The 24,138-nt window shown below is 65.4% G+C and carries 19 protein-coding genes; 4 read left to right on the forward strand and 15 right to left on the reverse strand.

From position 1 onward, the window contains the following. Positions 1 to 130: 130 nt before the first annotated feature. From FHY18_RS08580 to FHY18_RS08595, 4 genes are all read right to left on the reverse strand, one after another. Positions 131 to 2,080, reverse strand: a complete 1,950-nt coding sequence (locus tag FHY18_RS08580) for a DUF885 family protein (RefSeq protein WP_259153472.1) — start codon at positions 2,078 to 2,080, stop codon at positions 131 to 133. 355 nt (positions 2,081 to 2,435) lie between these two features. Further along, a complete protein-coding gene (locus tag FHY18_RS08585; RefSeq protein ID WP_259153473.1) occupies positions 2,436 to 3,212 on the reverse strand; it encodes a queuosine precursor transporter in 777 nt (258 codons plus the stop codon). A gap of 5 nt (positions 3,213 to 3,217) precedes the next feature. After that, the gene (locus tag FHY18_RS08590) at positions 3,218 to 3,892 is read right to left on the reverse strand and encodes a DUF502 domain-containing protein (protein WP_259153474.1); all 675 of its coding nucleotides are present in this window, start codon (positions 3,890 to 3,892) and stop codon (positions 3,218 to 3,220) included. Positions 3,893 to 4,702: 810 nt separating this feature from the next. Beyond that, positions 4,703 to 6,256 (reverse strand): alginate export family protein, encoded by a 1,554-nt coding sequence (locus FHY18_RS08595; protein ID WP_259153475.1) that lies wholly within the window; start codon positions 6,254 to 6,256, stop codon positions 4,703 to 4,705. A gap of 377 nt (positions 6,257 to 6,633) precedes the next feature. Between FHY18_RS08595 and FHY18_RS08600 the strand changes: the two genes are divergently transcribed. Both FHY18_RS08600 and FHY18_RS08605 read left to right on the forward strand, forming a co-directional pair. Next, entirely contained in the window at positions 6,634 to 6,996 is a 363-nt protein-coding gene (locus FHY18_RS08600) for a PadR family transcriptional regulator (RefSeq protein ID WP_259153476.1), read from the forward strand. Further along, the gene (locus FHY18_RS08605; RefSeq protein ID WP_259153477.1) at positions 6,993 to 7,904 is read left to right on the forward strand and encodes a sensor domain-containing protein; all 912 of its coding nucleotides are present in this window, start codon (positions 6,993 to 6,995) and stop codon (positions 7,902 to 7,904) included. Before FHY18_RS08600 ends, FHY18_RS08605 begins: the two co-directional genes overlap by 4 nt. 177 nt (positions 7,905 to 8,081) lie before the next feature. Here the strand turns inward: FHY18_RS08605 and FHY18_RS08610 are convergent, their stop codons facing one another. Together FHY18_RS08610 and FHY18_RS08615 are read right to left on the reverse strand one after the other, a co-directional pair. Continuing rightward, positions 8,082 to 9,425, reverse strand: a complete 1,344-nt coding sequence (locus FHY18_RS08610) for a polyhydroxyalkanoate depolymerase (protein ID WP_259153478.1) — start codon at positions 9,423 to 9,425, stop codon at positions 8,082 to 8,084. A 504-nt stretch (positions 9,426 to 9,929) separates the two neighbouring features. Further along, positions 9,930 to 10,532: a class I SAM-dependent methyltransferase gene (locus FHY18_RS08615; protein WP_259153479.1), complete on the reverse strand. Its 603-nt coding sequence runs from the start codon at positions 10,530 to 10,532 to the stop codon at positions 9,930 to 9,932. A gap of 74 nt (positions 10,533 to 10,606) precedes the next feature. Between FHY18_RS08615 and FHY18_RS08620 the strand changes: the two genes are divergently transcribed. Further along, a complete protein-coding gene (locus tag FHY18_RS08620) occupies positions 10,607 to 11,053 on the forward strand; it encodes a CopD family protein (protein WP_259153480.1) in 447 nt (148 codons plus the stop codon). A 152-nt stretch (positions 11,054 to 11,205) separates the two neighbouring features. On the opposite strand, the gene FHY18_RS08625 is transcribed toward FHY18_RS08620, so the two are convergent. The 8 genes from FHY18_RS08625 to lpxD all read right to left on the reverse strand — a co-directional run bounded on the left by FHY18_RS08625 (position 11,206) and on the right by lpxD (position 21,372). Continuing rightward, entirely contained in the window at positions 11,206 to 11,961 is a 756-nt protein-coding gene (locus tag FHY18_RS08625; protein WP_259153481.1) for a tetratricopeptide repeat protein, read from the reverse strand. A gap of 64 nt (positions 11,962 to 12,025) precedes the next feature. Then, on the reverse strand, positions 12,026 to 12,985 hold the full coding sequence (locus tag FHY18_RS08630) for an acetyl-CoA carboxylase carboxyltransferase subunit alpha (protein WP_259153482.1): 960 nt from the start codon (positions 12,983 to 12,985) through the stop codon (positions 12,026 to 12,028). 194 nt (positions 12,986 to 13,179) lie between these two features. Further along, positions 13,180 to 16,764: a DNA polymerase III subunit alpha gene (gene dnaE / locus FHY18_RS08635; protein WP_259153483.1), complete on the reverse strand. Its 3,585-nt coding sequence runs from the start codon at positions 16,762 to 16,764 to the stop codon at positions 13,180 to 13,182. Positions 16,765 to 17,050: 286 nt separating this feature from the next. Next, the gene (locus tag FHY18_RS08640) at positions 17,051 to 17,788 is read right to left on the reverse strand and encodes a ribonuclease HII (RefSeq protein ID WP_259153484.1); all 738 of its coding nucleotides are present in this window, start codon (positions 17,786 to 17,788) and stop codon (positions 17,051 to 17,053) included. Beyond that, positions 17,785 to 19,056, reverse strand: a complete 1,272-nt coding sequence (gene lpxB, locus FHY18_RS08645; RefSeq protein WP_259153485.1) for a lipid-A-disaccharide synthase — start codon at positions 19,054 to 19,056, stop codon at positions 17,785 to 17,787. The genes FHY18_RS08640 and lpxB overlap by 4 nt, the downstream gene beginning before the upstream one ends. A gap of 29 nt (positions 19,057 to 19,085) precedes the next feature. Next, positions 19,086 to 19,877 carry an acyl-ACP--UDP-N-acetylglucosamine O-acyltransferase gene (gene lpxA / locus FHY18_RS08650; RefSeq protein ID WP_259153486.1) on the reverse strand — a complete coding sequence of 264 codons (792 nt, stop codon included), beginning with the start codon at positions 19,875 to 19,877 and terminating at the stop codon, positions 19,086 to 19,088. 23 nt (positions 19,878 to 19,900) lie between these two features. After that, complete coding sequence (fabZ, locus tag FHY18_RS08655; protein WP_046963043.1) at positions 19,901 to 20,362, reverse strand: 3-hydroxyacyl-ACP dehydratase FabZ; 462 nt, start codon at positions 20,360 to 20,362, stop codon at positions 19,901 to 19,903. Next, positions 20,359 to 21,372 (reverse strand): UDP-3-O-(3-hydroxymyristoyl)glucosamine N-acyltransferase, encoded by a 1,014-nt coding sequence (gene lpxD, locus FHY18_RS08660; RefSeq protein WP_259153487.1) that lies wholly within the window; start codon positions 21,370 to 21,372, stop codon positions 20,359 to 20,361. The genes fabZ and lpxD overlap by 4 nt, the downstream gene beginning before the upstream one ends. 127 nt (positions 21,373 to 21,499) lie before the next feature. Between lpxD and FHY18_RS08665 the strand changes: the two genes are divergently transcribed. Continuing rightward, positions 21,500 to 21,691 (forward strand): hypothetical protein, encoded by a 192-nt coding sequence (locus tag FHY18_RS08665; protein WP_259153488.1) that lies wholly within the window; start codon positions 21,500 to 21,502, stop codon positions 21,689 to 21,691. A 75-nt stretch (positions 21,692 to 21,766) separates the two neighbouring features. On the opposite strand, the gene bamA is transcribed toward FHY18_RS08665, so the two are convergent. Further along, positions 21,767 to 24,133: an outer membrane protein assembly factor BamA gene (gene bamA / locus FHY18_RS08670; protein ID WP_259153489.1), complete on the reverse strand. Its 2,367-nt coding sequence runs from the start codon at positions 24,131 to 24,133 to the stop codon at positions 21,767 to 21,769. Positions 24,134 to 24,138 lie beyond the last annotated feature (5 nt).

The raw sequence follows: 24,138 nt of genomic DNA on the forward strand, positions 1-24,138 counted from the left end.
GTGTGCCGCTGGCAGACGCTGGCGCGGCGTCAGGTAGCCTGCGCCTTGGGCGATGCCCACAGGTGACGCGCCTGGTCCGGAGCGCGTGACCTGCAGTGGCTTGACGACCGTGATGCCGCGCCAGGTCGCCTCACCCTTTTTGCGTTGCGATCCAGCGCTGGATCTTGTCCTGCAGGATCTCCAGCGGCACCGAGCCATCCTTGAGTACTTCGGTATGGAAGGCACGGACGTCGAAGCGCGGCCCCAGCTCGCGCTGCGCCTGCTCGCGCAGCTGCGCGATCTTCATCTCGCCGACCTTGTAGGCCAGCGCCTGGCCGGGGATGGCCATGTAGCGGTCGACTTCGGCTTCGGCATCGGTGCGGCTCATCGCCGAGTTGTCCAGCATGTAGTCGATGGCCTGGGCCCGCGTCCAGCCCTTGCTGTGCAGGCCGGTATCGGCAACCAGCCGGATCGAGCGCCACAATGCGTTTTGCAGGTAGCCGTAGTAGTTGTAGGGGTCCTGATACAGCCCCAACTCGCGCCCCAGCGATTCGGCGTACAGCCCCCAGCCCTCGATGTAGGCGGTCTCGCCTCCGAGGCGGCGGAACTTGGGCAGGTCGGTCAGCTGCTGCTGCAGCCCGAGCTGGTAGTGGTGGCCCGGAATCGCTTCGTGCAGGTACAGGCTCTCCGCTTCCCAGGTCTTGCGCGAGGGCAGGTCGGAGGTATTGACGTAGAAGATGCCCGGGGTGCCGCCATTGCTGCCGGTGACGCTGGGACGCATGTACGAGCCGCTGGCTGCCGATTGCGCGCGCTGCGGTTCCACCGCGCGTACTTCCAGCTCCGGAATGCCCTGCAGGGCGAACAGCCGCGGCACTGCGCCTTGCACGCGCCCCTGCAGGCCACGGTAATACCCCAGCAGCTCGGTGTCGCTGCGGAAGCCGAAGCGCTTGTCGGTCTGCATGAACTTGTAGAACTTGGGCAGGTTGCCGCGGAACTTGACCTGCTTGGTCAGCGCGGTGATCTCGCCCTGCAGGCGCGCGACCTCCTCCAGCCCGATCTGGTGGATCTGCTCCGGGCTCAGGTCGGAGGTGGTGCTTTGCCGCACGTCATAGGCGTACCACGCCGCGCCATTGGGCAGCGCGGCCAGGCCGTCGCTGTCGCGGCAGGCGGGCAGGTATTCGGTGGCGATGAAACCGCGCAGCGCGCGATAGGCCGGCAGGATGCGCACTTCGATCAGCCGCTTGTACTCGGCGGTGAGGCGCTGCTTGTCGGCCTCGGGGATGTCGGCCGGCAGGTTGCGGATCGGCCCCCAGAACAGGCTGTCTTCGGCGCTGCGCGCGATGATCGCATCCAGCTGCGGCAACACCTTCTGCATCAGTACCTTGGGCTGCACCACGCCGGCCTGCATGCCGGCGCGCATGTTGGTGATGGCCTGATCGAACAGGTCGGGAATGCCCAGCGCACGCCGCGACCAGTTGTCGTAATCCTTGACCGTCTTGAACGGCTGCGCGCCGGTGCCCGAGCCCAGCACCACCGTAATGCTGGCGATGTTGTAGAACTGGTTGATCGGTAGCATCCAGCTGGGGAACTGCTCGGCTGCCAGGGCGCTGCGCGCATCGCGCACGAAGATCTGGTAGCTGAGCAGGTCCTGCCCGCTCAGACCGTCCGGCCCCAGTGCTTCGGCCTTGCCCAGCCACAGCACGGTGAAATCGTGCGACTGCTGGCGGAACGCCGGCGACAGGAAGTTGGGCAGCTGGTCGTTGTAGCGGGTCTCGCCCTGGAAGGTGGCCTGCAGCGGGTTGAGCTTGAGCGAAGCGTCCCAGTACTGGTCGTAGAGCAGGTTGAGTTGCTGCGCCTTGGTCAGCACCACCGGTGCGGCCACTGCGCGCGGCCTGGCCTTGGCGGCCTTGCTGCCTTTGGCCGTCTTGGAGGCCTTGGCCGCCGGCTTGGTGGTCTTCTTGCCTTTGCTCGCCTTCGCGCGCGTCTGCGTGGTCTGTGCCTTGGCGGTCTTCTTCTTGGCCGCATCGGCGGGCGCTGCCACTGACAGGCTCAACACGGCGGCGAGGGCCAGCGACAGCAGGCGGGAAAAGCTGAGGGGCATTACCGGCTCCGGAAACAAGCGAGCGGGGAGCTTGCCCGATCCGCACCGTTACGGCCAGCCGTGCGGCGCATGCGGCGTACATGCAATTCAGATGCGGCACGGGCAGGGGAGGGGGCCTGGCTGCAATGGTGCGCTGCGATAACCCGCCGCGCAGCGTGCTGCCATGGGCGCTGCCGGCCTCGGTCAGGCACCGTGTGGGCACCGCGCCGTCTCAGGAGCAGCCAACAAAACGCCTGTGCTCATCGCCAGACGGGCGCGGCCGGTACTTGGCCCCACGCGGACCACGCGGGTACCCCGATGCCGAGTGCGCCGTCGGCCCCAGCCGACGACTGCGCGCTACGTTTGGTGGCCGCTCTTAGTCGGCAGCGGCTTCTTCGCGCAACTGCTCGGCGCGTTCGGCACCCAGATACGCGCTGATGGCGCGGCGCGCGAGGTATAGCAGCGGAATCAAGGCGATCGCAAAACCCATCTTGTAGATGTAGTTGAGTGTGCTCACCGCCAGGAACTGGTCGGTGGACCAATGCTGCGGGCCAAGCACGAAGGCGATGTAGATCACCACGAAGCTGTCCACCAACTGCGACACTGCGGTAGAGCCGGTGGCGCGCAGCCAGACGTGTTTTTCGCCGGTGACCTTGCGGATGCGATGGAACACCGACACGTCGATCAACTGGCCGAACAGGAAGGCCACCAGCGAGCCGCCGATCGTCCACAATCCCTGCCCGAACACCGCCGCGAATGCGGCCTGGTAATCCGGCACGCCCTGGCTCTGCGCCGCAGTCACCCACCAGCCTGCAGGCGCTAATGCGATGGCGGCAAACGCGAACACGAAGCCGTAGCCGATCAGCGCAACCGCCACCCACGAGATGAAACGCACCCCGCGGCTGCCGAAGAACTCGTTGATGGTGTCGGTCATGATGAACACCACCGGCCACAACAAGGTGCCGGCGGTGAAACTGAGCGAACCGGTCTGGCCGAACAGGTTCCAGTTCAGCGGCGCGATGCCGAGGGTGTCTTCCAGTGCGAAGATCTTGACGCCGATGAACTCGGCCAGGGCCGCGTTGACGCAGAAGAATGCCGCCAAGGCAATGAACAGGCGGACCGCACGATCGTCGAGGGTACGCGTGTGTGTCATGGGCTTCAGCGATCCGCAGTACGGGTGAAGGGAACCGACTCCGGCGCAACCGCGCCACCGGAAATGATGAAACTCATCGCCTGGTCCACGCTCCAGTCGGTGGGCGTGAGCAGTTCGACCGGCACGATTTCCAGATAGCCGGAGGTGGGGTTGGGCGTGGTCGGCACATACACCGCCGCCAGCTCACGGCCGGTGCCTTGCTCCTTGATCACGCGCGTGACCAGGCCGACCGACTTCATGTCGCGATGCGGGAAGTCGATCAGCACCACGCGCTGCGTGCTACCGGGCTGGGTCTGCAGGATGTCGAGCAGTTTGCGCGCGCTGTCGTAGACCACGCTGGCCAGCGGGATGCGCCGCATGATCGCCTCGAACCAGCGCAGCAGGCGCTGGCCGATCACCCGCCGGCTCAGGATGCCGACGAACAGGATCGCCCCCACCGTGGCGACCAGGGCGATGGTGTTCTGCACCCACAGCGCCTTGATCCAGCCCAGGTAATCGGGAAACGAGGCCGCGATGCGCTCGGACAATGGCACCACCCACGGGCTGCTGATGCCAGAGAGCAATGAAAAGACGAACTTCACCACCACCCATGTCAGCCAGACCGGCAGCAGGGTCAGCAACCCGGTCAGAAACACGCGTTGCAGGGAAGGGCGGGGATGCGGAGTGGGGGATTCGGACATCTGCGTAGTGTAGGCATTCGGCCGCGTCCGGTGCAGGTAGGGCGGGGATTCGGGATTGGGCATTGGTAAAAAAACGACGCACTGCTGCTTGGTGCAGCCTAGCCATCCAGCAGCGGCTCGTTGAGTGCCCAAGGCTGCATCAGCTCATTTCCGGCTTCCGCCAGGAGAAGGGGCGCGCGTATGACAGCGGCAACTGCCTGGCGACCCGGGCTGATATCGCGCTGCTCCAGCCAGATATGGGCCTGCAGCGGGTGGCCAATGGCATGCGGTGTTGGCCGAGCGGCGTGCGGTCGTCAGTCGAACGGCTCTCGATGTTTTTGCATACTGAAATATCCCGCCCTCTTGGTGTCGATGCGCGTTTGCTTGTTTGACATCTGCACTCAGGTGGCACTGAAAGGCGTCACTCTCCAGGGGAGGCACGCAAGACCTGAAAATAGGCGCAGCTGACGACCGCTGGCCGTTGGCGGGCAGTGCGCTTGAGGCAGGGCGCCGTTGATTCAGTAAGGACAGTGCCTTTTCGATGTGCCCGGCACCGTCAGGCCGATGACGGATGCGGACCGCGTTTGCGTGCACCGCAGCCGGTTGCGGCGTGGTCGACCGGCGGAGCAGCGCGACCATCCGTCGCCACAGGTGACCGAAGGCAGCGCTTGTCTGTTGCGTGCAGCGTGCGAAAACCCCGGGGCATCAAAACGATCAACGCTGAAAACCAACATGCCGCGTCCTTGCCGGACGCGGCATGTGATCCAACAGCGACTGGTTTAGAAACGCACGCACACCGGGTCGGCACATTGCAGCGCCGACAAACGGCGTTTAGAACCGGAAGTTCAACCAGCCCATCACGAAGGTCGAATCGCCGTAACCGGCCTTCTCCAGTGCAGGCCCTGCCATCAGATGCTCGGCGCGGAAGGTCACCGACCAGTTCGGATCGATATTCCACGTCGCGTTGATGCGCGGCATGGTGCCGATGCGACGCTCGCCGGTGCCCTGGGTGCGTGCATAGGCGCGCGCCTGATTGTTGTAGATCGCATCGCTGGTGGTCTGCCGCCACAGGGTTTCCCATTCCAGGTTCACGGTGAGCTTGGAGGTGGGCGAGAAGGTGAACGTCGGGGCGGCGGTGACCAGGTTCACCGGGCCAAAGAACGTGGCCCAGCTGAAGTAGATCGTATTGCCGTACAGGAAGTTGTTGTTGCGCAGCGTGCCGGTGCCGGAGGTGCCGCCGCCGCCGGAGGCGATTTCGCTGTGGAAGCCCAGGCGCGGCTTCCAGCCGTTGTCGCTCAGTGTCCACGCATTGGAGGTGCTGGCCATGTAGGCGCGCAGGTCGCGCCCGCCGAAGCTGCCGCGTTGCACGGTCACGAACGAGTCGGTACGCAGCTTGCCCACGTTGCCCCACAACCGCAGGCCGTAGTAGTTGCGGTTTTCTTCCGCGGTCTGGCGGCCCCACACCTGGTTGTCGTTGCGGAACTGATAGAAGAACGGCTCCAGATACATCGGTTTGGCGGTCGGCAACCGATAGCCGCCCACCACGCCGCGGAAATGCCGCGAGCGGTCGATGCGGTCATCGCCCAGGCCTTCGGTGCCATCCAGGTTGAAATTGAAATCGAATATGTCCACTCGGGTCTTTTCGCCGATCGCCCAGGCGCGTGCGCCGTTGAAGGTCACGAAGATATCGGTGTTGTCGCGCAGTGCCATCAAGGTGGTGGGGCCGTCGACGAACACCTGGCGGCCGACCCGCAGGCCGGTGTCGGCGCCGCCGATGTTGCCCTTCACGTCGAAGAAGACCTGCTGCAGGATCGCGTTGTTTTCCTGGGTACCGGTCTTGGCGCCCTCGTTGCGCCCATCCAGGCTGCCGTGCGCCAGTTCCGTGTACAGACGGAAGTGCTCGCCCACGTGCAGGTCCGCACCGAAGAACGCGCGCAACAGGTATTGCTGCTGCGAGTGGCTGCCGGGAATCAGCCCCGGGTTGGTGATGGTGTTGCTGCGCACGCGCAGCTCGTTGCTGAGCGAAACGTAGACATCGCCGTCTTCGCTGAGCGGGATGTACTTGAGCGGATCGAACAGGCTCTTGCGCTTGGATGGGTCCTTCAGATACGACCAGTCCTCGGCCCAGCGCACCTGCCACATGTTGCCGCCCTGCTTGGCGCCCCAGCCCTGCGCCTCGAGCGGATAGCCCTTGGCGGTGGCGGGTGCGGCGGTGACCGGCGGCTTGGCAGGCTCCGGCTGGGTCTGTTCGGCATTGGCTGGCGCAGGCTGTGTCTGCGCAAAGCCCAGCACCGGCAGCGCCAACCCGATCGCAAGGCACAGGCGCCGGGTGGCTCCAAAGGAAGTTTCAGCCATGGCCGGCTGCGCCAAGCGTGTCAATTGCATCGTATTGCCCCGTCGAAAGTGAAAAACCCCTGAGCGAAACTTATCGGCACGGGGGACGTCGACTGTAGTTAAGCCGTGCCAGAAAGGCAGTAACCCAAAGGTTCTAAGCTCATGAACGCACTGGGGTTTGCACAGGCGAGCGCGAGTGGGGTGGGGAGTGGGGATTGGGCATTGCGGGGTTGGTAACGGCGGCGCTGGGGTCTGCGGTGGACCGCATTGCGATGCCGACGATTGCCCAAGCGAGCCGGCGGCCCCGCCTTTGTTTTTGCTTTCGCGAATCCCCAATGCCGACTCCCCCATCACCGCCCATGACTACCGGCACATTCGCTATAGCTAGGTTCTACATAGTATGAGCTTCGACCTAGCGGAGATGACCGATGAGCGAGCCGGATGTCTACCTGCGCAAATTCCAGAAGGAGCTGAGTGCAGGCACCGTGTCGCTGGCCTTGCTGGCGGTGCTGGCCCAGGCCGAAGAACCGCTGTACGGCTATTTGATCGCCAAGCGGCTTGAGCGGCTGGAGGGAGTGCTCAGCGGCAAACAGAGCGCCTTGTATCCGGTGTTGCGCAATCTGGAAGGGGCGGGGCTGTTGCACAGCCATATCGAGCCGTCCGCATCGGGACCGCCGCGACGCTACTACCGCATTACCGACAGCGGGCATGACTGCCTGCGCCAATGGATCGCCGCCTGGCGCGCCACCCGTGATTCCGTTGATTCCGTGCTGGAGGGGACCCACTCATGATGACGATCGCACAAACACGTCCGTTGCCGACCACCATTGCCGATTACCTGACGCAACTGCGGCAGGCGCTGGCCGGTGCCGACCCGGCGATGGTCCAGGATGCGCTTTACGACGCCGAAGAATATCTGCGCGCCGAGCTTGCCGAACACCGTGACAAGAGCGAAGCGGAGGTCATCGCAGGCGTCGCCGGCAGCTATGGCGCGCCGGATGAGGTAGCCGAGATCTATCGCGAAACCGAAGTCACCGTCAGCCGTGCGCTGCGCCCGCCGCTGCCGCCTCGCCGTGCCTCATGGATCGGCAAGTTCTTCGGTGTGGCCGCCGACCCGCGCACCTACGGCGCGCTGTTCTACATGTTGCTGTCGCTGTTGACCGGCATCTTCTATTTCACCTGGGTGGTTGCCGGGGGCAGCCTGTCGTTGGGCCTGTTGATCCTGATCATCGGCGTGCCGCTGCTGGTGCTGTTCTTCGGCTCGGTGCGGATGCTGTCGCTGGTGGAAGGGCGCGTGGTGGAGACCTTGCTGGGGGTGCGCATGCCGCGCCGGCCGTCCCATCCAGGCCTGCAGGGCGGCTGGCTGCAGCGGATCGGCGAGATGTTCACCGACCTGCGTACCTGGAGCACCATGCTGTACTTCCTGCTGATGCTGCCGCTGGGCATCGTGTACTTCACCGTGTTCGTCACGCTGCTGGCGATTTCGCTGGGGTTCGTCGTCGCGCCCGTGCTGTCACTGTTCGACTCGGGCGTGGTGATGACCTTCGGTGGTGTGGATGTCGTCAATGGATGGCTGACGCTGCCGATCTGCGTGCTCGGTGTGCTGCTGCTGTTCGTGACCCTGCACCTGGCGCGTGCGATCGGCGCTGTGCACGGCATGCTGGCCAAGCATCTGCTGGTCAAGAGCGGTGCGATCTGAGTGGATCGATGCAGGCGGCCTCGCGCAGGCGGTCTCGCTGAGCAGGCCTGCGTCCTCCGCGAGTGGTTCAGAGACGACGACGGCCGCACGCATGTGTTGCTGCAGATATGGATGAGGCAGTCGCGCGCATAAAAAACGCTCCCGGTCGACGACGACCGGGAGCGTTTGTGCGTGCGCTCAGGCGCGCTTGCCGCGCTTGCGGATGGGCGTGACGGTGGCGGGGTCGCGGCTGCCGACCGGGTCTGCGTCATAGCGCGCGATGAACTCGCGCACCTGCGGGTAGACCACTTCGCGCCAGCGGCGGCCACTGAAAATGCCGTAATGGCCGGCCCCTTCCACCACCAGGTGGCGACGGTGCGCCGCATCGATACCGGTGCACAGATCGTGCACCGCTTCGGTCTGGCCGAGCCCGGCGATATCGTCCAGTTCGCCTTCGATGCTCAACAGGGCGGTGTTGCGGATCGCCGACGGCTTGACCAGCTGGCCGTCCACTTTCCACTTGCCCTGCGGCAGCAGGAAGTCCTGAAACACCACGCGGATCGTGTCCAGGTAATACTCGGCCGGCATGTCGAGCACGGCGTTGTACTCGTCGTAGAACTGCCGATGCGCCTGCGCATCCTGCAGATCGCCCTTGACCAGATCGGTGTAGAAATCCCAATGCGACATCACATGTCGGTTGGGGTTCATCGACAGGAAGCCGGCATGCTGCAGAAAGCCCGGGTACACCTGGCGGCCATGCCCCGGATACGGGAACGGCACGGTGTGGATCAGGTTGTTCTGGAACCACTCGATGCCGTTTTCCGTCGCCAGGTTATTCACCTGGGTGGGGCTGCGGCGTGCATCGATCGGCCCGCCCATCATCACCAACGAGCGCGGCGTGGGTTCGTCGTTGGTCGCCATCAGCGACACCGCCGCCAACACCGGTACCGTGGGCTGGCATACGCTCACCACATGCAGGCGCTCGGCGCCGATATGGCGGATGAAGTCCTGGATATAGCTGATGTAGTCCTCGAGCCGGAACGCGCCTGCCTCCAGCGGCACCATGCGCGCGTCCACCCAGTCGGTCACATAGACCTTGTGGTTGCGCAGCAGCGTGCGCACGGTGTCGCGCAGCAGGGTGGCGTGATGGCCGGACAACGGCGCCACCACCAGCACGGCTGGTTGCTCCTTCATCTTGCCGATCAGCTCGACGTGGTCGCTGAAGCGCTTGAAGCGCAGCAGGCGACAGAAGGGCTTGCTCAGCACCTCGCGTTCGATGATCGGCAACGAATGGCCGTCGACCTCGACATCGTCCAGTGCCCAGGCCGGCTTTTCGTATTCCTTGCCCAGCCGATGGAACAGCTCGTTGCTGGCCGCCATGCGTTCGGCGCCGGGCAGCGAAGCCCACAGGCTGTCGGGGTCGGAGAACATCTTGGCGTTCGCCTGGGCCTGATGCACCCAGGGGGCTAGCAGATTGCGGGTCAGCTCATGCAGTTGATAAAGCATTCCACCCATCCGTGCGGTTTTGCTGCCGCGCAGCATACCGGGTTTGGCGCATTTGCACCTTAATGGGGCTGCGGACGGTAGAGGCTGTCATAGAAGGTATGGCGGGCGTAGGCAGCTTTGTCTGCCGCTGGTTGTGGTCTTTCGAGCGGCTTCGTACGGCTTGCAGATCGCGTTCGCCGGCAGGGTAAGCACCTCTCGGGACAGGGGGCGGGGTGAGGGGGATGGGCGAAGCCACATGTGCATTCAAACTCCATGAGGCTTCGCCCGTACCCTCATCCGCCCCTGCGGGGCACCTTCTCCCGGCGCGAGAAGGAACAGTTTCGTGTGGCTGGAAGATAGCCTTCGCCAGCAGAGTAACGTTCGGCCTGCACAATCTAGCCCCTCTCCCTGCGGGGCGAGAAGGCACTGCTTGCGCGCCATGGCGCGCGTGCCTTGGAGCGCCCGCGCCGCAAGCGCGGGCCGGGGCGCGGAGTGGGGATTGGGGAGAGGGTACGGAGCGAAGCTACACGCAATAAGTGCCTCAAGTAGCCAACGGACTCGTCAACCGCGCTCCAGCGCAGATGTCTCATCTGCCAGCTGCGGCGACAACCAGCAATGCGACCCCAGCGCAGCGAATCCGACGCTGGCAAAGCGCTTGCGATACCAGCGCGCCGGGCGGGGCTGGAAGCCGTCGTGATCGCCTTCGAATGCGTCTTCCTGCGCAAAGGTCTCCAGAAACGCCACGCCCGCGCACATGTCGGCCAGCCCAGGCAGGCCCTGGTTGAATTCGCGCGTGGGCACGTAATGCAGCACGTCCGAGCAGATCAGCAGGTCCACCGGTGCGCCGGGGCGTAGCCAGGCGAAATCACCGAAGCGGGCGGGGTGGATCTGCCGGCTGCGTCCGTAGCGCTGCACGGCGTAGGCGCTGCTGTCGAAGCCCAGGTAGCTGAGCTTGGGCCGCAGCGCCAACAAGGGCGCGCGCCAGGCCGCTTCGCCACAGCCGATATCCAGCACGCTGCGGATCGGTCGCTCCAGGTAATACTCGGCCTGTGCGACGGCGAGTGCGACCTTGCGTCGCAGGCGGGCCGGGTCGGCCAGCCCGGCATCGCGGTACCAGCGGCGGAAATACCGGGCGTCGTACTGTTTTTCGTCTGACTGCTGCATGGGGCTCAGCTGCTTTCGCGTGCGCGGATAGGTGAAAATGCGGGCCATCCTACGCGAGCCAGCGGAGCCAGCGCATGACCCTGTATTTGTGGATCAAGACCTTCCATCTGCTGTTCGTGATCGCCTGGATGGCGGCGGTGTTCTATCTGCCGCGCATTCTGGTCAACATCGCCGAAGCCGGCAGCGAGCCGTCCGTGCGTGCGCGGCTGGTGCTGATGGGCCGACGCCTCTACAGGTTCGGCCACAGCATGCTCGGTCTGGCGCTGCTGCTGGGTGCGGTGCTGTGGCAAGGCTATCGCGTGATCCCCGACTTCCCGACGATGGTGACCGGCGGCTGGCTGCACGCCAAGCTGTTGGCGGTGGCCTTGATCCTGGCGCATTACATCGTGGCCGGGCGCTGGTTGAAGGGCGTGGACCAGGGCCGCGCGGTCCCGAGCGGGCGGGCATTGCGCTTGTTCAACGAGGTGCCGGTAATCCTGCTGGTCGGTGTGATCTGGCTGGTGCTGGCCAAGCCTTTTTAGGCCGCGATACCGACAAGGCGGCGCAGCGTCGCCTTGTCGGCGTGTGCCACTCCGGTGCGGTCGCTGCATGGCGCGCTGGTCGCTGTCGCTGCATGCCATCAATGAGTGGGGAAGGGGCAGATTTGCGCAGATGGCGCATACCCCGGCCTGACTCAGGCGATCGAATCCAACTCGCGTAGGCCCTTGCGCGCCTGATCGATCCAGCCGCGTTGCTCACGCTGGTAATGCTTGGGCGAGGCGGCGGCGCGACGGATTACCTGGTCGAACACGGCCTTGGCTTGCTCCGGACGCGCAGCGCGTTGCAATAACTGCGCATAGCGCACGCGTGCCTCTTCGCCAGGATAGCCCTGCACCAGCGTCTGGTATTCGTGCAGCGCTTCTTCGATGGTGCCGCTGCTTTCCACCGCACGTGCGTATAGCAGATGCCCGTCATGCGAGCGGAAGTTGGGGTTAGCGGCGATCAAGGCATCCAGGGTCTGGCGTGCCTGCGCGGCATTGCCAAGACCGAACTGCGCCTGCGCCAGCCCCAGCATCAGGTCCGGGTCGTCGCGATACAGCCCGCGCAAGGCGCCTTCGTAGACCTCGGCGGCCTGCGCATGGTTGCCCTGTTCGAGCAGGGTGCGGGCCAGCTGGCGGCGGTTTTCCGGAGTGTCGGAGACATCCAGTTTGCGTGCGGCATCGCGCTGGTCGCGCTGCGGGTCCAGCGTCCGGCGCACGCGTTGCAGGCTGCGGCGTGCGCTCGGGTCGTTACGCATGTCTGGGATGAGCGCGACAAACGCGTAGATCAACACCGCCAGATACGAAAATGTCAGCAGGATCAGGATCCAGTACAGCGGCCGTCCGCTACGCACCACATGCACGCAGCAGGCGATCTGCAACACGATCGACAGAAGAATGAGGGGGCTCATGCCGGTAGGAGTCCTTGTCCCTGGTGCAAGTTCCTTGGGGCTCCGCCAGGCGGAGCCGCAGGATTCAGTTTCCTTCGTAGGCACCGTAGCTGCGCAGGCGCTCGTAACGCTGTTGCAGCAGCGCTTCGACCGGGATTTTCTCCAGCGCGTCGAGCTCGTTGAGCAGCACCGCTTTCAAGCGCTTGCCCATTTGCTCGGGGTTGCGGTGCGCGCCGCCGGTGGGCTCGCGGATCACCTTGTCGACCAGGCCCAGGCCCTTGAGTCGCTTGGCGGTCAGGCCGAGCTGTTCGGCGGCGTCCTTGGCCTTGGCTGCGTCCTTCCACAGGATCGAGGCGCAGCCTTCGGGCGAAATCACCGAGTAGGTGCCGTATTCCAGCATCAAGGTGCGGTCGCCCACGCCGATCGCCAGCGCGCCGCCGGAGCCGCCTTCGCCGATCACGGTGCAGATCACCGGAACCTTCAGCTCTGCCATTTCCAGCAGATTGCGCGCGATCGCCTCGGACTGGCCGCGTTCTTCGGCGCCGATGCCCGGGTAGGCGCCGGGGGTATCGATGAAGGTCAGCAACGGCAGCCGGAAGCGCTCGGCCAGCTTCATCAGGCGCAGCGCCTTGCGGTAGCCCTCCGGGCGCGGCATGCCGAAGTTGCGCGCCACCTTGGTCTTGGTATCGCGGCCCTTCTGGTGCCCGATGATCACCACCGGGCGGCCGTCGATGCGGCCCAGGCCCCCGACAATGGCCTTGTCGTCGGCATAGGCGCGGTCGCCGGCCAGCTCCTGGAATTGATCGCAGATGGTATTGATGTAGTCCAGCGTGTACGGGCGCTGCGGGTGGCGCGCCAGCTGCGAGATCTGCCACGACGACAGGTCGCGGAAGATCTGTGCGGTGCGCACGCGTGCCTTGTCGCGCAGCGCCCGCACCTCGGTCTCCACGTTGACCGCAGGGCCGGTACTGGCGTTGCGCAGTTCCTGGATCTTGGCTTCCAGATCGGCGATGGGTTGCTCGAAGTCGAGGTAGTTAGGATTCATGCAATGGCGTCGTCAACGTAAGGCGGGGAGTGTAGCTGAAGCGGTGTGGCTGGCCCGTACGGAGCCGTTCGGAGGCGGGGATTGGGGAGTCGGGATTCGGGATTCGCAAGAGCAGTACCGCGCCGCTTCGGCATGGCGGTAGACCGCCGTTGCCAATCCCCAATCCCCAATCCCGACTCCCCAATCCCCGCCCCTTAAGCCCACGGCGGGCTGTACTTGATCTTCAAGGTCCGCACCGCCGGGTCGGCGCGCAGGCTGTCCATCAGGTGCTGGTCGATGCGCACCGAGTGGCTGCCGTTGAGGTCGAGCATGCCGGCCACGCCGCCGCTGGACGCGCGCAGCAGCAGGTCCAGGCGCAGGGGGGTCTTGCCGGGGCGGTGCTTGGCCAGCAACGCGTCGATGCGTTTCCATGCCTGCTTCTCGCGCAGGTCCAGGCGCAGCGACAGACGTTGCGCATGCTCGGCACAGATCTGCTCGTAGTCCCAGCACTGGCGGATGCGCAGGCTGTAGCCGCCGTTGAATTCGTCCTCGCGCAGGCCGCCCTTGACGATCAGGATGCGGTCGCGGGTGAGCAGGTGCCCGAACTCGGCCATCGCATCGGAAAACGCGCTGCACTCGACCCGGCCACGACCGTCTTCGAGCTGCACGAACACCTGGCTGTCGCCCTTGCGCCGCACGCCGATCACCTGGCCGGCCAGGATGGCGCTGACTTCCGGGCGCCAGGCGCGTTTTTCGCCATCGCCGCCGCCACCGCCGCGTTGTTGCGAGGCCAGGATCTTTTCCAGTGCACCCAGGTCGCAGCCGACCAGTTCGCGCACTTCGTCGCGATGCGGATCGAACGGGTGGCCGCTGAGGTAGAAGCCCAGCGTTTCGCGCTCGCCGGTGAGCAACTGGCCCAGCGGCCATTCCTTGCTTTCGGGCAGATCCAGCCGCATCGCCGGGGCGCTCGGGTCCGGCCCGCCGAACAGCGAGTTCTGCCCCGAGGCGCGTTCGCGCGCCATCTGCTCGGTGGCCTTCATCACTTCCGGCAATTGCAGCATCAGCGAGGCGCGGTTGCTGCCCAGCCCATCCATCGCGCCGGCATTGATCATCGCTTCCAGCGTGCGGCGGTTGAGCTTTGCGGTGCCCACACGCGTGCAGAAATCCAGCAGCGTGGTGTAGGGGCCGCCGCGCTGGCGTTCTTCGACGATCGCCTCGCACGCGCCCTGGCCGACGCCCTTGATCGCGCCCAGGCCGTATTGAATCGTGTCCGGGCTGGCGGCTTCGAACATGTAGGCCGATTCGTTGACCCGCGGCGGCTTGACGGTGAGGCCGAGGTTGCGCACTTCATCGAGAAAGCCGACCACCTTGTCGGTGTTGTCCATGTCCGAGGACAGCGTCGCGGCCATGAATTCGGCCGGGTAATGCCGCTTCAGCCAGGCGGTCTGGTAGCTGACCAGCGCGTAGGCGGCGGCGTGCGACTTGTTGAAGCCGTAGCCGGCGAACTTCTCCATCAGGTCGAAGATTTCGTCGGCCTTGGCCGCGCTCACCCCGCCCTTGGCCGCGCCTTCGCGGAAGATCTCGCGGTGCTTGGCCATTTCGGCCGGCACCTTCTTGCCCATCGCACGGCGCAGCAGGTCGGCGCCGCCCAGCGAATAATCGCCGACGATCTGCGCCATCTGCATCACCTGCTCCTGATACACCATGATGCCGTAGGTGTCTTTCAGGATGACTTCGGTGCGCGGATCCGGATAGACGATCTCCTGCTGGCCGTGCTTACGCGCGTTGAAGTCCGGGATCAGGTCCATCGGGCCGGGGCGGTACAGCGACACCAGCGCGATCAGGTCTTCGAAGCGGTCCGGGCGCGCGTCCTTGAGCAGGCGACGCATGCCCGAGGACTCGAACTGGAACACCGCACCGGTATTGCCCGAGGCGAACACGCCCTTGTAGGTGGGCACGTCGTCGAGCGGAATGGTGGTGATGTCGACCGGGTCGATGCCGGCGCGCGCATGGCGCACGTTGATCGCCTTGACCGCCCAGTCGATGATGGTCAGCGTGCGCAGGCCGAGGAAGTCGAACTTCACCAGGCCGACCGCTTCGACGTCGTCCTTGTCGAACTGGGTGACCGGATTCTTGCCGCGGCCGTCTTCGTCGTGTTCTGCGAACAGCGGACAGAACTCGGACAGCGGATCGGGCGCGATCACCACGCCACCGGCGTGCTTGCCGGCGTTGCGGGTGAGGTCCTCGAGCTGGCGCGCCAGGTCCATCAGGTCGCGTACGTCGTCCTCGACCTGGTAGCGCTGGATCAGGTCCGGCGAGGCCATCTCCGAATCCTTGCCTTCGCCCATCGCATCCTTGAGCGTGATGCCCAGGATGTTGGGGATCAGCTTGGCGACGCTGTCGACTAACCCGTACGTGAAGCCAAGCACGCGCCCGGCGTCGCGCACCACCGCCTTGGCGGCCATGGTGCCGTAGGTGATGATCTGGCTGACCCGTTCGCGCCCGTACTTGCGCGCCACGTAGTCGATCACCTCGTCGCGGCGATCCATGCAGAAGTCGATGTCGAAGTCGGGCATCGACACGCGCTCGGGGTTCAAAAAGCGCTCGAACAGCAGGTTGTACGGCAGTGGGTCCAGGTCGGTGATCTGCAGCGCCCAGGCCACCAGCGAACCGGCACCGGAACCGCGGCCCGGGCCGATCGGGATGCCTTGATTCTTGCCCCACTGGATGAAGTCGGCCACGATCAGGAAGTAGCCGGGGAAGCCCATCTTGATGATGGTGTCCAGCTCGAATTCCAGCCGGTCGACGTAGTCCTGGCGGGTCTTGCCCGGTGCGATCGGGTTCTTTTCCAGACGTGCGGCCAGACCCTCGCGCGACTGGCTGCGGATCCAGCTGTCCAGCGTCTCGTCTTCGGGCACCGGGTAGGCAGGCAGAAAGTAGGTGCCCAGGCGCATCTCGATGTTGCAGCGCTGCGCCAGCGCATGCGTGTTGTCGATGGCATCGGGCACGTCGGCGAACAGCGCGGCCATCTCCTCGCCGGATTTGAGGTACTGCTGGTCGCTGTAGTCGCGCGGGCGTTTGGGGTCGTCGAGCACGCGGCCGGAGGAGATGCACACGCGCGCCTCGTGCGCGTTGAAGTCGCTGGCATACAGAAACCGCACGTCATTGCTGGCCACCACCGGCAGCCCGCGCACGCCAGCGGCATGCAAGGCGAACTGGTTGAAGCGTTCCTCGCCCTCGCGTCCGGTGCGGGTCAGTTCCAGATGCAGGCCATCGCCGAACACGCGCTGCCAGTCGGCCAGCTGCTGCTCGGCCAGATCGGCGCGGCCCTCGGAAAACAGGCGTCCGGCCAGGCTGTCGCGGCCGGCCAGGGCGAACAGGTTGGCGTGCCCGGCCTGCAGCCATTCCGGGTGGATCGCCACCCCGCCTTCGGGGCGGTGGCCTTCCATCCAGGCGCGCGTCAGCAGCCGCGACAGGCTCAGGTAGCCCTCGCGGTCGCGGCACAGCAGGGTCATGCGCCAGGGCGTCATGTCCGGGGTGGCGATCATCACGTCGGCGCCGGCGATCGGCTTGATGCCCACGCCCTCGGCGGCCTTGTAGAACTTGACCAGCGCGAACAGGTTGTTCAGGTCGGTGACCGCCAGCGCGGGCATGTCGAGTTCGACCGCGCGGCTCAGCAGGTTGGCCTGCTTGGCCTTTTTCGGGTCAGCCTGATCCGGTTTCTCGGGCACACGGATGGTGGAATCCGCCAGCGAGAACTCGGTGTGGACGTGCAGATGGACGAAACGGGAAGTGGACATGCGAGACCGGAATAATGCGCGGTCAGGGTAGCGAGCGTGGTCGGGTCGAACAAGGCTTGACAGCGCCGGCGCAGGGCCGCGGCCAGCTGCCACGGGGGCTGGGCGCGGCAGCCGATTCAGGCTTCGGCTAGCTGCGTGCGGCGCAGCAGTGGCGATTGCGCGGATCGGCGGCCCGCGGACGCGGGTGTGCGAGGTTCGATGCTCGAGGCCCCGGGCGAACCGGCTGCTTACGCGTCAATGGAGGGATGGCGCCGGTAGCGGGCCGGTCTGCCTGGGGTGCGGTCGTTCAGTCGGCCCGCAGCAGGTCGTCGGCCGGGGTTGCGCAGGGCACGTCCCACGGCGACTGCGCCGCCTCGATTCCCAAGGCACGCCGTACCGGGGCGAAGCTGCGACGGTGCTGCGGGCACGGCCCGTGGCTGCGCAGCGCGGCCAGATGCACCGGCGTGGCGTAGCCCTTGTGCTGGTCGAAGCGGTATTCGGGATGCTCGGCGTGCAGCTGCTGCATCAGGCGGTCGCGGGTGACCTTGGCCACGATCGAGGCGGCCATGATGGCGCGATCGAGCGCATCGCCGCCGATCAAGGCCTCGGCCGGGCAGGGCAGCCCCTTGGGTACGCGGTTGCCGTCGATCCGCGCAAACCCGGCCACGTGCGCCACGCCTTCCACCGCGCGCCGCATGCCGAGCATGGTCGCCTGGTAGATGTTGATGCGGTCGATCTCTTCGCTGTCGATCAGCACCACCGACCACGCCAGCGCCCGCTCGACGATGCGCGCGTACAGCTGCTCGCGGCGCTGCGCGGTCAGTTGCTTGGAATCGTCCAGCCCGTTGATGCGCGGCTTGCCGGGGTCGAACACCACCGCAGCCACCGCCACCGGCCCGGCGAGCGGACCGCGGCCGGCCTCGTCGACACCGGCGATCAAACGCCGGGATTCGGCATTCGGGATTTGGGATTGGTCGAACAAGGGCGACTGGCGCGCCTCGGCGTTGGCGCTATCGGCGTGTGCGCGCGGAGCGAGGATCTTCATGCTTTCGCTCCTGACGAATCCCGAATTCCCACTCCCGAATCCCCGCCTTCCAGCAGCTCCGCCACCGCATCGGCCGCACGCGCCGACGCATCGCGGCGCAGTTCGGCGTGCAGGGCCAGATAACGCGGCTGCAGCGCGGCGACCTTTTCCGGGTGCTTGAACCAGTCCAGCAGGGCCACGCATAGCCGTTCCGGGGTGCAGTCGTCCTGCATCAGCTCCGGTGCCAGGTCGTCGTTGGCCAGGATGTTGGGCAGTGCGTAGCGGTTGACCTTGAGCAGGCCCAGCGTCCTGACGATGCGGTAGGTCAGCGGGGCGACCTTGTAGCCGACCACCATCGGGCGCTTGACCAGCATCGCCTCCAGCGTGGCGGTGCCCGACGCCAGCAGCACCACGTCGGCGGCCAGCATCGCGGTGCGCGCCTGGCCATCGAGCAGGTGCGAGCGCAGCACCGGCAACGAACTGCGCGATAGCTGCTCGGCCAGCAGTTGTTTGCAGCCCGGGTTGGCGGCGGGCACCAGTACGTGCAGGTTGGGCAGGTGCTCGGACACCAGCCAGGCGGCCTGGAAAAAGGTGTCGCCCAGCTTGCTGATCTCGCCATGCCGGCTGCCCGGCAGCACCGCCAGCACGGTGCTGGAGGCGGAGATGCCCAGGGCCGCGCGGGCCGCCTCGCGGTCTGCCTTGTAGGGGATGTCGTCGGCCATCGGGTGGCCGACAAAGCGCGCATCGATGCCGTGCCTGGCGTAGATCGGCGGCTCCATCGGAAACAGGCATAGCACCAGGTCGGCGCTGGCACCGATCTTCTCGGCACGTTTCTCGCGCCATGCCCAGACCGATGGACTGACGTAATGCACGGTGCGCACGCCGCGCTGCTTGAGCCAGCGCTCGACCGGCAGATTGAAATCGGGTGCGTCGATGCCGATGAACACGTCCGGCTTCCACGCCAGCACACGCTCCCGGAAGGCGCGGCGCAGCTTCAACAGCCGCGGCAGATGCTGCAGCACTTCGGTCAGCCCCATCACCGCCAGCTCGCTGGCATCGAACCAGGTCTGGCAACCGGCACCACGCATCGCGTCGCCGCCGATGCCGACGAACTCGGCGTTCGGATAACGTCGCTTCAATTCATCGATCAACCCGGCGCCGAGGATGTCGCCGGAAGCTTCGCCGGCGATCAGCGCGATGCGTGGGGAGCGGAGATTGGGGATTGGGGATTGGGGATTGGCCAGCGCGTCATGCACGACGTCGCCCGGTGTGGTGTGGACGCTTTGCATCCCCAATCCCGAATCCCGAATCCCGGCCTTCATCGCAACAACGGCCTTTCCGCCGCCTCGATGAACTCGAGCAGCCCGCGCACGTCCTCGCTGCTCTTGGCCTGTTCGGCCAGCTGCGCCTTGGCCTCGGCCAGCGGCAGCCCGGCGACGTACAACGTGCGGTAGGCGCGCTTGATCGCGGTGATGCGCTCGGCATCGAAGCCGCGACGCTTGAGCCCTTCGCTGTTGATGCCGCGCGGGCGGCCCAGCGATTCGCTGCCGACCATGGTGAACGGCGGCACGTCGCCGTTGGTCAGCGCGCCCATGCCCAGGAAGGCGTGCGCGCCGATGCGGCAGAACTGATGCGCACCGGCAAAGCCGCTGATGATCACGTAGTCGCCCACGGTGACATGGCCGGCCAGGGTGGTGTTGTTGGAAAACACGCAGTGGTTGCCGACATGGCAGTCGTGCGCCACGTGGGTGTAGGCCAGCATCCAGTTGTCGTCGCCGACCACGGTGATGCCGCCACCGCCGCCGGTGCCGCGGTTGATGGTGACAAATTCGCGGATCACGTTGCCGTCGCCGATCACCAGTTCGGTGCGCTCGCCGGCGTACTTCTTGTCCTGCGGTTCGCCGCCGATCGCCGCATGCCCGATGAACCGGTTGTTGCGGCCGATCCGGGTCGGGCCGTGGATCGAGCAATGCGGCCCCACCTCGGTGCCGGCGCCGATCTGCACGTCGGCGCCGATCAGCGAAAACGCGCCAACGCGCACGTCGTCGGCCAGTTGCGCCGACGGGTCGATGACGGCGGTGGGATGAATCAAGGGTGCTTGATCACGCATCGTGTCTCACCTCCAAAAACGGATTATTCCTTGGCGCCGGCGCACATGACTTCGGCACTGGCCACGATCTCGCCGTTGACCTTGGCCTCGCCGTAATAGCATCCCATGTTGCGGATCAGGCGCTTCATCTGCACCTCCAGGATCAGCACATCGCCCGGCACCACCTGCTTGTTGAAGCGCGCGTTGTCGACCTTGACCATGTAGAACAGCTTGGACAGCGCATCGCGGCCCAGGCCAAGCTGGGTCATCACACCGCCGGCCTGCGCCAGCGCCTCGATGATCAGCACACCCGGCATCACCGGACGGCTCGGGAAGTGGCCCTGGAAGAACGGCTCGTTGATGCTGACGTTCTTCTGGCCAACGATGCGCTTGGCTTCCAGGTCCAGCTCGATGACCCGGTCGATCAGCAGGAACGGGTAGCGGTGCGGGATCAGCGTCTGGATCTGGTTGACGTCGATCGGCAGCTCGTAAACGGGGTGACTCATGCGTTCTCCTTGCCCACAGCCAGGATGCGCCTTGCCAGCGCATCGAGTTGTTTGAAGCGCGCGGCATTCTTGCGCCACGTGCGGTTGTCGGTGAGAGGGGTGCCGGACGAATACTCGCCCGGCTCATGGATGGAATTGCGCACCACCGACTTGCCGGTGATCACGACCTTGTCGCAGATCTCCAGGTGGCCGACCACGCCGACGTGCCCGCCGAGCAGGCAATACCGGCCGATCTTGGCGCTGCCGGCAATGCCGGTGCAGCCGGCGATCGCGCTGTGCGCGCCGATCCGGCAGTTGTGGGCGATCTGCACCAGGTTGTCCACGCGCACGTCTTCTTCGAGCACGGTATCTTCCAGCGCGCCGCGGTCGATGCAGGTGTTGGCGCCAATCTCGCAGTCGTCGCCGATCACCACACCACCCAGCTGCGGCACCTTGATCCAGTGGCCGGCATCCATCGCCAGGCCGAAGCCATCGGCGCCGATCACCGCGCCGGGATGAATCCGCACGCGCTTGCCCAGCCGCACGCGGGTGACCAGGGTGACGCGGGCGATCAGCTCGCTGCCGTCGTCCACCACGCAGTCTTCGCCGATGATGCTGCCGGTGCCAATGATGCAGCCATCGCCCACGCGGCTGCGCGCACCGATGCTGACGAACGGCCCGACATGCGCACCGGGCGACACCTGCGCGCTGGGGTCGATTACCGCCAGGGGATGAATACCGGGCTCGCGCACCGGCGCCACGTCGAACAACGCGGCGATCTTGGCGAATGCGGTGTACGGGTCCTTGGCAACCAGCACGGTGCCGTGCGCCGCCTCAGCGTCATCGGCGCGCACCACGACCACCGCCGCGTGCGTGTCGGCCAGCTGCGGCCGGTAGCGCGGGTTGGACAGGAAGCTCAGCTGGCCCGCTCCGGCGTGCGCCAGCGTCGCCACCCCGGTGACTTCGGTTGCGCCGTCGCCAACGACGGTCAGACCAAATTGTTCGGCAATCGCACTGGCGGTCAGGGGCATCAGGTGAACCTCGTGTAAACAGTAAGTGGCTGTTTTTACGGAAAAAAAACATCGCCAAGAATCCGCTAAACAGTCAGGCGTATCTGTTGCCTGGCCGCAACCGAGCGGCTAACCCAGGAAGAAGCATATGAAAACTCTCCTCTCCATGTTCGCCGGCGTCGTCCTGCTGGGCGCAGTCAGCAGCGCCTCGGCCGACGATTTCGCGCAGCAGCGCGCCGACGCTCAGAGCTTCTGGGACCAGCAGGTCCAGTGCGTCAATCCGTCCGATTGGAGCGGTACGGCCAGCTGCCTGAGCACGCTGTTCCAGAGCTACCTCTGAACCGGTAGCGCTTCAGCTACGACAGACAAACGATGGCGGCCCGATCAATCGGGCCGCCATTGTCTTGTGTGCGTCTTAGAACTGGCCGCCGAAGGTGAACTGCAGGCGCTCGATCTCGTCGTTGTCTTCCTTCTTCAGCGGGAACGCGTAGCTGATCGAAATGGGGCCGACCGGAGCGCGCCACAACAGCGCCACACCGGTGGAGGCGCGCAGCTCGTTGGCCTTGAAGTTGTCCACGCCGCTGTACACGTTGCCGAAGTCGAAGAACGCCGACACGCGCGCCGACGGGCTGTCGAACAGCTTGGGGAAATACATTTCCACCGAACCGACGGTCTTGAACGAACCACCCAGCGGCTGGCCGCGGTTGAAGCCGTTGATCGGCTCCGAACGCGGACCCAGGGTGTTGTCTTCGAAGCCGCGCACCGAATTGGTACCGCCGGCGTAGAAGTTCTCGTAGAACGGCAGGCCGGTGGCGGTGATGGTGCGCGAGGTGCCATCGGGGTTGGTGACTACGCGGGTGCTGTCGTTGCCGTAGCTGTCGCCGTAACCCAGCTCGAAGCGGGTGTTCAACACCAGCGCCGGGATGATCGGCCAGTAGTTGGAGATCTGGTAGTTGAGCTTGTAGTACTCGACTGTCGAGCCGGGCAGGGTGGTTTCCAGGCCGACGCGCTGGTACATGCCGCGGGTGGGCATGAAGAAGTCGTTGCGGGTATCGCGCGCCCAACCCAGCTCGCTGCGCCAGGCATGGAAGGTGCGCGTGCCGATCGCATCGATGTAGTCGACGATCGCCTGCGGCGTGGTGCCCGGGAAGGTGGTGATCTGATTGCTGTCGATGCCCACCATGGCCGAGACAGTGTCGTTCTCGGTGATCGGCACGCCGAACACTACCTGCGCCGAGCCGTTCTTGCTGTTGAACTGCGCGGTGTTGAAGTCCGAGTAATCCAGCGAACGCCACGACAGGTTGTAGCCCAGCGACACGCCGTCGTCGGTAAAGAACGGGTTGGTGTAGGAGAACGCGTAACGCTGCTGGAAGGTGCTGCGCGAGGCTTCCACCGCCACGCGGTTACCGCCGCCCAGGAAGTTGTTCTGCGACAACTGCACCGAGGTGGTCACACCGAAGCTTTGCGAATACCCCAGGCCGAACACGAAACTGCCGGAGGTGGTTTCCTTGACGTCGTAGATCACGTCGACCTGGTCGTTGCTGCCAGGCACCGCCGGGGTCTCCACGTTCACCGACTCGAAATAGCCCAGGCGCTGCAGACGAATCTTGGAACGGTCGATCGCCGCCTGCGAGTACCAGGTGTTCTCGAACTGGCGCATTTCGCGGCGCAAGACCTCGTCGGAGGTGCGGCTGTTGCCCTTGTAGAGGATGCGGCGCACGGTCACGCGCGGGCCCGGCACCACCTGCAGGTTCACCGCAACGGTGCGGTCCTCGCGGTTGGGGGTTGGAATCGGGTTGACCTTGGCGAATGCGTAACCGACGTTGCTCAGCGTGTTGGTGATCGCATCGGAGGTGTATTCCAGCAGCGCGCGCGAGAAGATGTCGCCGGCCTTGGGGATGACCAGGCGCTCGATGTCGGCCTGTGGCAGCACGGTGTCGCCGGTGACCTTGATCTCGGAAATCTTGTACTGCTCGCCCTCGGTGACGCCAGCGCTGACGAACATGTCGCGCTTGTCGGGGCTGATCGAGACCTGGGTGGAGTCGATGCTGAAATCGACATAGCCACGGTCCAGGTACCAGGAATTGAGCTTCTCCAGGTCGCCGGACATCTTTTCCTTGGAGTACTGGTCGTCGCGGCGATACCACGAGGCCCAGTTGTGCTCCTTGGATTCCCAGTTCTCCAGGATGTCCTCGTTGGCGAACTTCTCGGTGCCGATCAGGTTGACGTGGCGGATCTTGGCCGCCTTGCCTTCCTTGATCGCAATCGCCACGTCCACGCGGTTGCGGTCCAGCGGGCTCACCGTCGGGGTGATCTCGACGTTGTACTTGCCGCGGTTGTTGTACTGGCGGGTCAGTTCCTGGGTCACGCGGTCCAGGCTCAGCCGGTCGAAGGTGCCGCCCTCGGTCAGGCCGATGTCGCCCAGGCCCTTGAGCAGTTCCTCGGACTTGATGTCCTTGTTGCCGGTCACGGTGAGCTTGTTGATCGCCGGGCGTTCCTTGACCGTGATCACCAGGATGTTGCCCTGGCGGTCCAGCTGTACGTCCTCGAAGAAGCCGGTGCGGTACAGCGCCCGGATCGAGTCGGCCACCTTGGTGTCGTCCACGGTGTCGCCGCGGTTCACCGGCAGGTACGTGAACACGGTGCCGGAAGCGATGCGCTGCAGGCCGTCGACGCGGATGTCGCTGGCAACGAACGGCTCTGCGGCCAGGGCAACGGCTGGCAGGCTGAGGCCGGCGGCAAGAGCGAGGGCAAGCAGGCGGCGAGTGGGAAGACGCGTCATGTCAC

The sequence above is a fragment of the Xanthomonas sp. 3793 genome (assembly GCF_024806835.1).
Lineage (GTDB): Bacteria > Pseudomonadota > Gammaproteobacteria > Xanthomonadales > Xanthomonadaceae > Xanthomonas > Xanthomonas arboricola_F.

Coding starts and splice junctions, on each gene's coding strand:
- fabZ (WP_046963043.1), bottom strand. CDS start 20,362: ATGAGTCACCCCGTTTACGAGCTGCCGATCGACGTCAACCAGATCCAG.
- FHY18_RS08665 (WP_259153488.1), top strand. CDS start 21,500: ATGAAAACTCTCCTCTCCATGTTCGCCGGCGTCGTCCTGCTGGGCGCA.
- FHY18_RS08595 (WP_259153475.1), bottom strand. CDS start 6,256: ATGCAATTGACACGCTTGGCGCAGCCGGCCATGGCTGAAACTTCCTTT.
- FHY18_RS08600 (WP_259153476.1), top strand. CDS start 6,634: ATGAGCGAGCCGGATGTCTACCTGCGCAAATTCCAGAAGGAGCTGAGT.
- lpxD (WP_259153487.1), bottom strand. CDS start 21,372: ATGCCCCTGACCGCCAGTGCGATTGCCGAACAATTTGGTCTGACCGTC.
- lpxB (WP_259153485.1), bottom strand. CDS start 19,056: ATGCAAAGCGTCCACACCACACCGGGCGACGTCGTGCATGACGCGCTG.
- bamA (WP_259153489.1), bottom strand. CDS start 24,133: ATGACGCGTCTTCCCACTCGCCGCCTGCTTGCCCTCGCTCTTGCCGCC.
- FHY18_RS08620 (WP_259153480.1), top strand. CDS start 10,607: ATGACCCTGTATTTGTGGATCAAGACCTTCCATCTGCTGTTCGTGATC.
- FHY18_RS08585 (WP_259153473.1), bottom strand. CDS start 3,212: ATGACACACACGCGTACCCTCGACGATCGTGCGGTCCGCCTGTTCATT.
- FHY18_RS08630 (WP_259153482.1), bottom strand. CDS start 12,985: ATGAATCCTAACTACCTCGACTTCGAGCAACCCATCGCCGATCTGGAA.
- FHY18_RS08605 (WP_259153477.1), top strand. CDS start 6,993: ATGATGACGATCGCACAAACACGTCCGTTGCCGACCACCATTGCCGAT.
- FHY18_RS08640 (WP_259153484.1), bottom strand. CDS start 17,788: ATGAAGATCCTCGCTCCGCGCGCACACGCCGATAGCGCCAACGCCGAG.
- FHY18_RS08590 (WP_259153474.1), bottom strand. CDS start 3,892: ATGTCCGAATCCCCCACTCCGCATCCCCGCCCTTCCCTGCAACGCGTG.
- dnaE (WP_259153483.1), bottom strand. CDS start 16,764: ATGTCCACTTCCCGTTTCGTCCATCTGCACGTCCACACCGAGTTCTCG.
- FHY18_RS08625 (WP_259153481.1), bottom strand. CDS start 11,961: ATGAGCCCCCTCATTCTTCTGTCGATCGTGTTGCAGATCGCCTGCTGC.
- lpxA (WP_259153486.1), bottom strand. CDS start 19,877: ATGCGTGATCAAGCACCCTTGATTCATCCCACCGCCGTCATCGACCCG.
- FHY18_RS08610 (WP_259153478.1), bottom strand. CDS start 9,425: ATGCTGCGCGGCAGCAAAACCGCACGGATGGGTGGAATGCTTTATCAA.
- FHY18_RS08615 (WP_259153479.1), bottom strand. CDS start 10,532: ATGCAGCAGTCAGACGAAAAACAGTACGACGCCCGGTATTTCCGCCGC.
- FHY18_RS08580 (WP_259153472.1), bottom strand. CDS start 2,080: ATGCCCCTCAGCTTTTCCCGCCTGCTGTCGCTGGCCCTCGCCGCCGTG.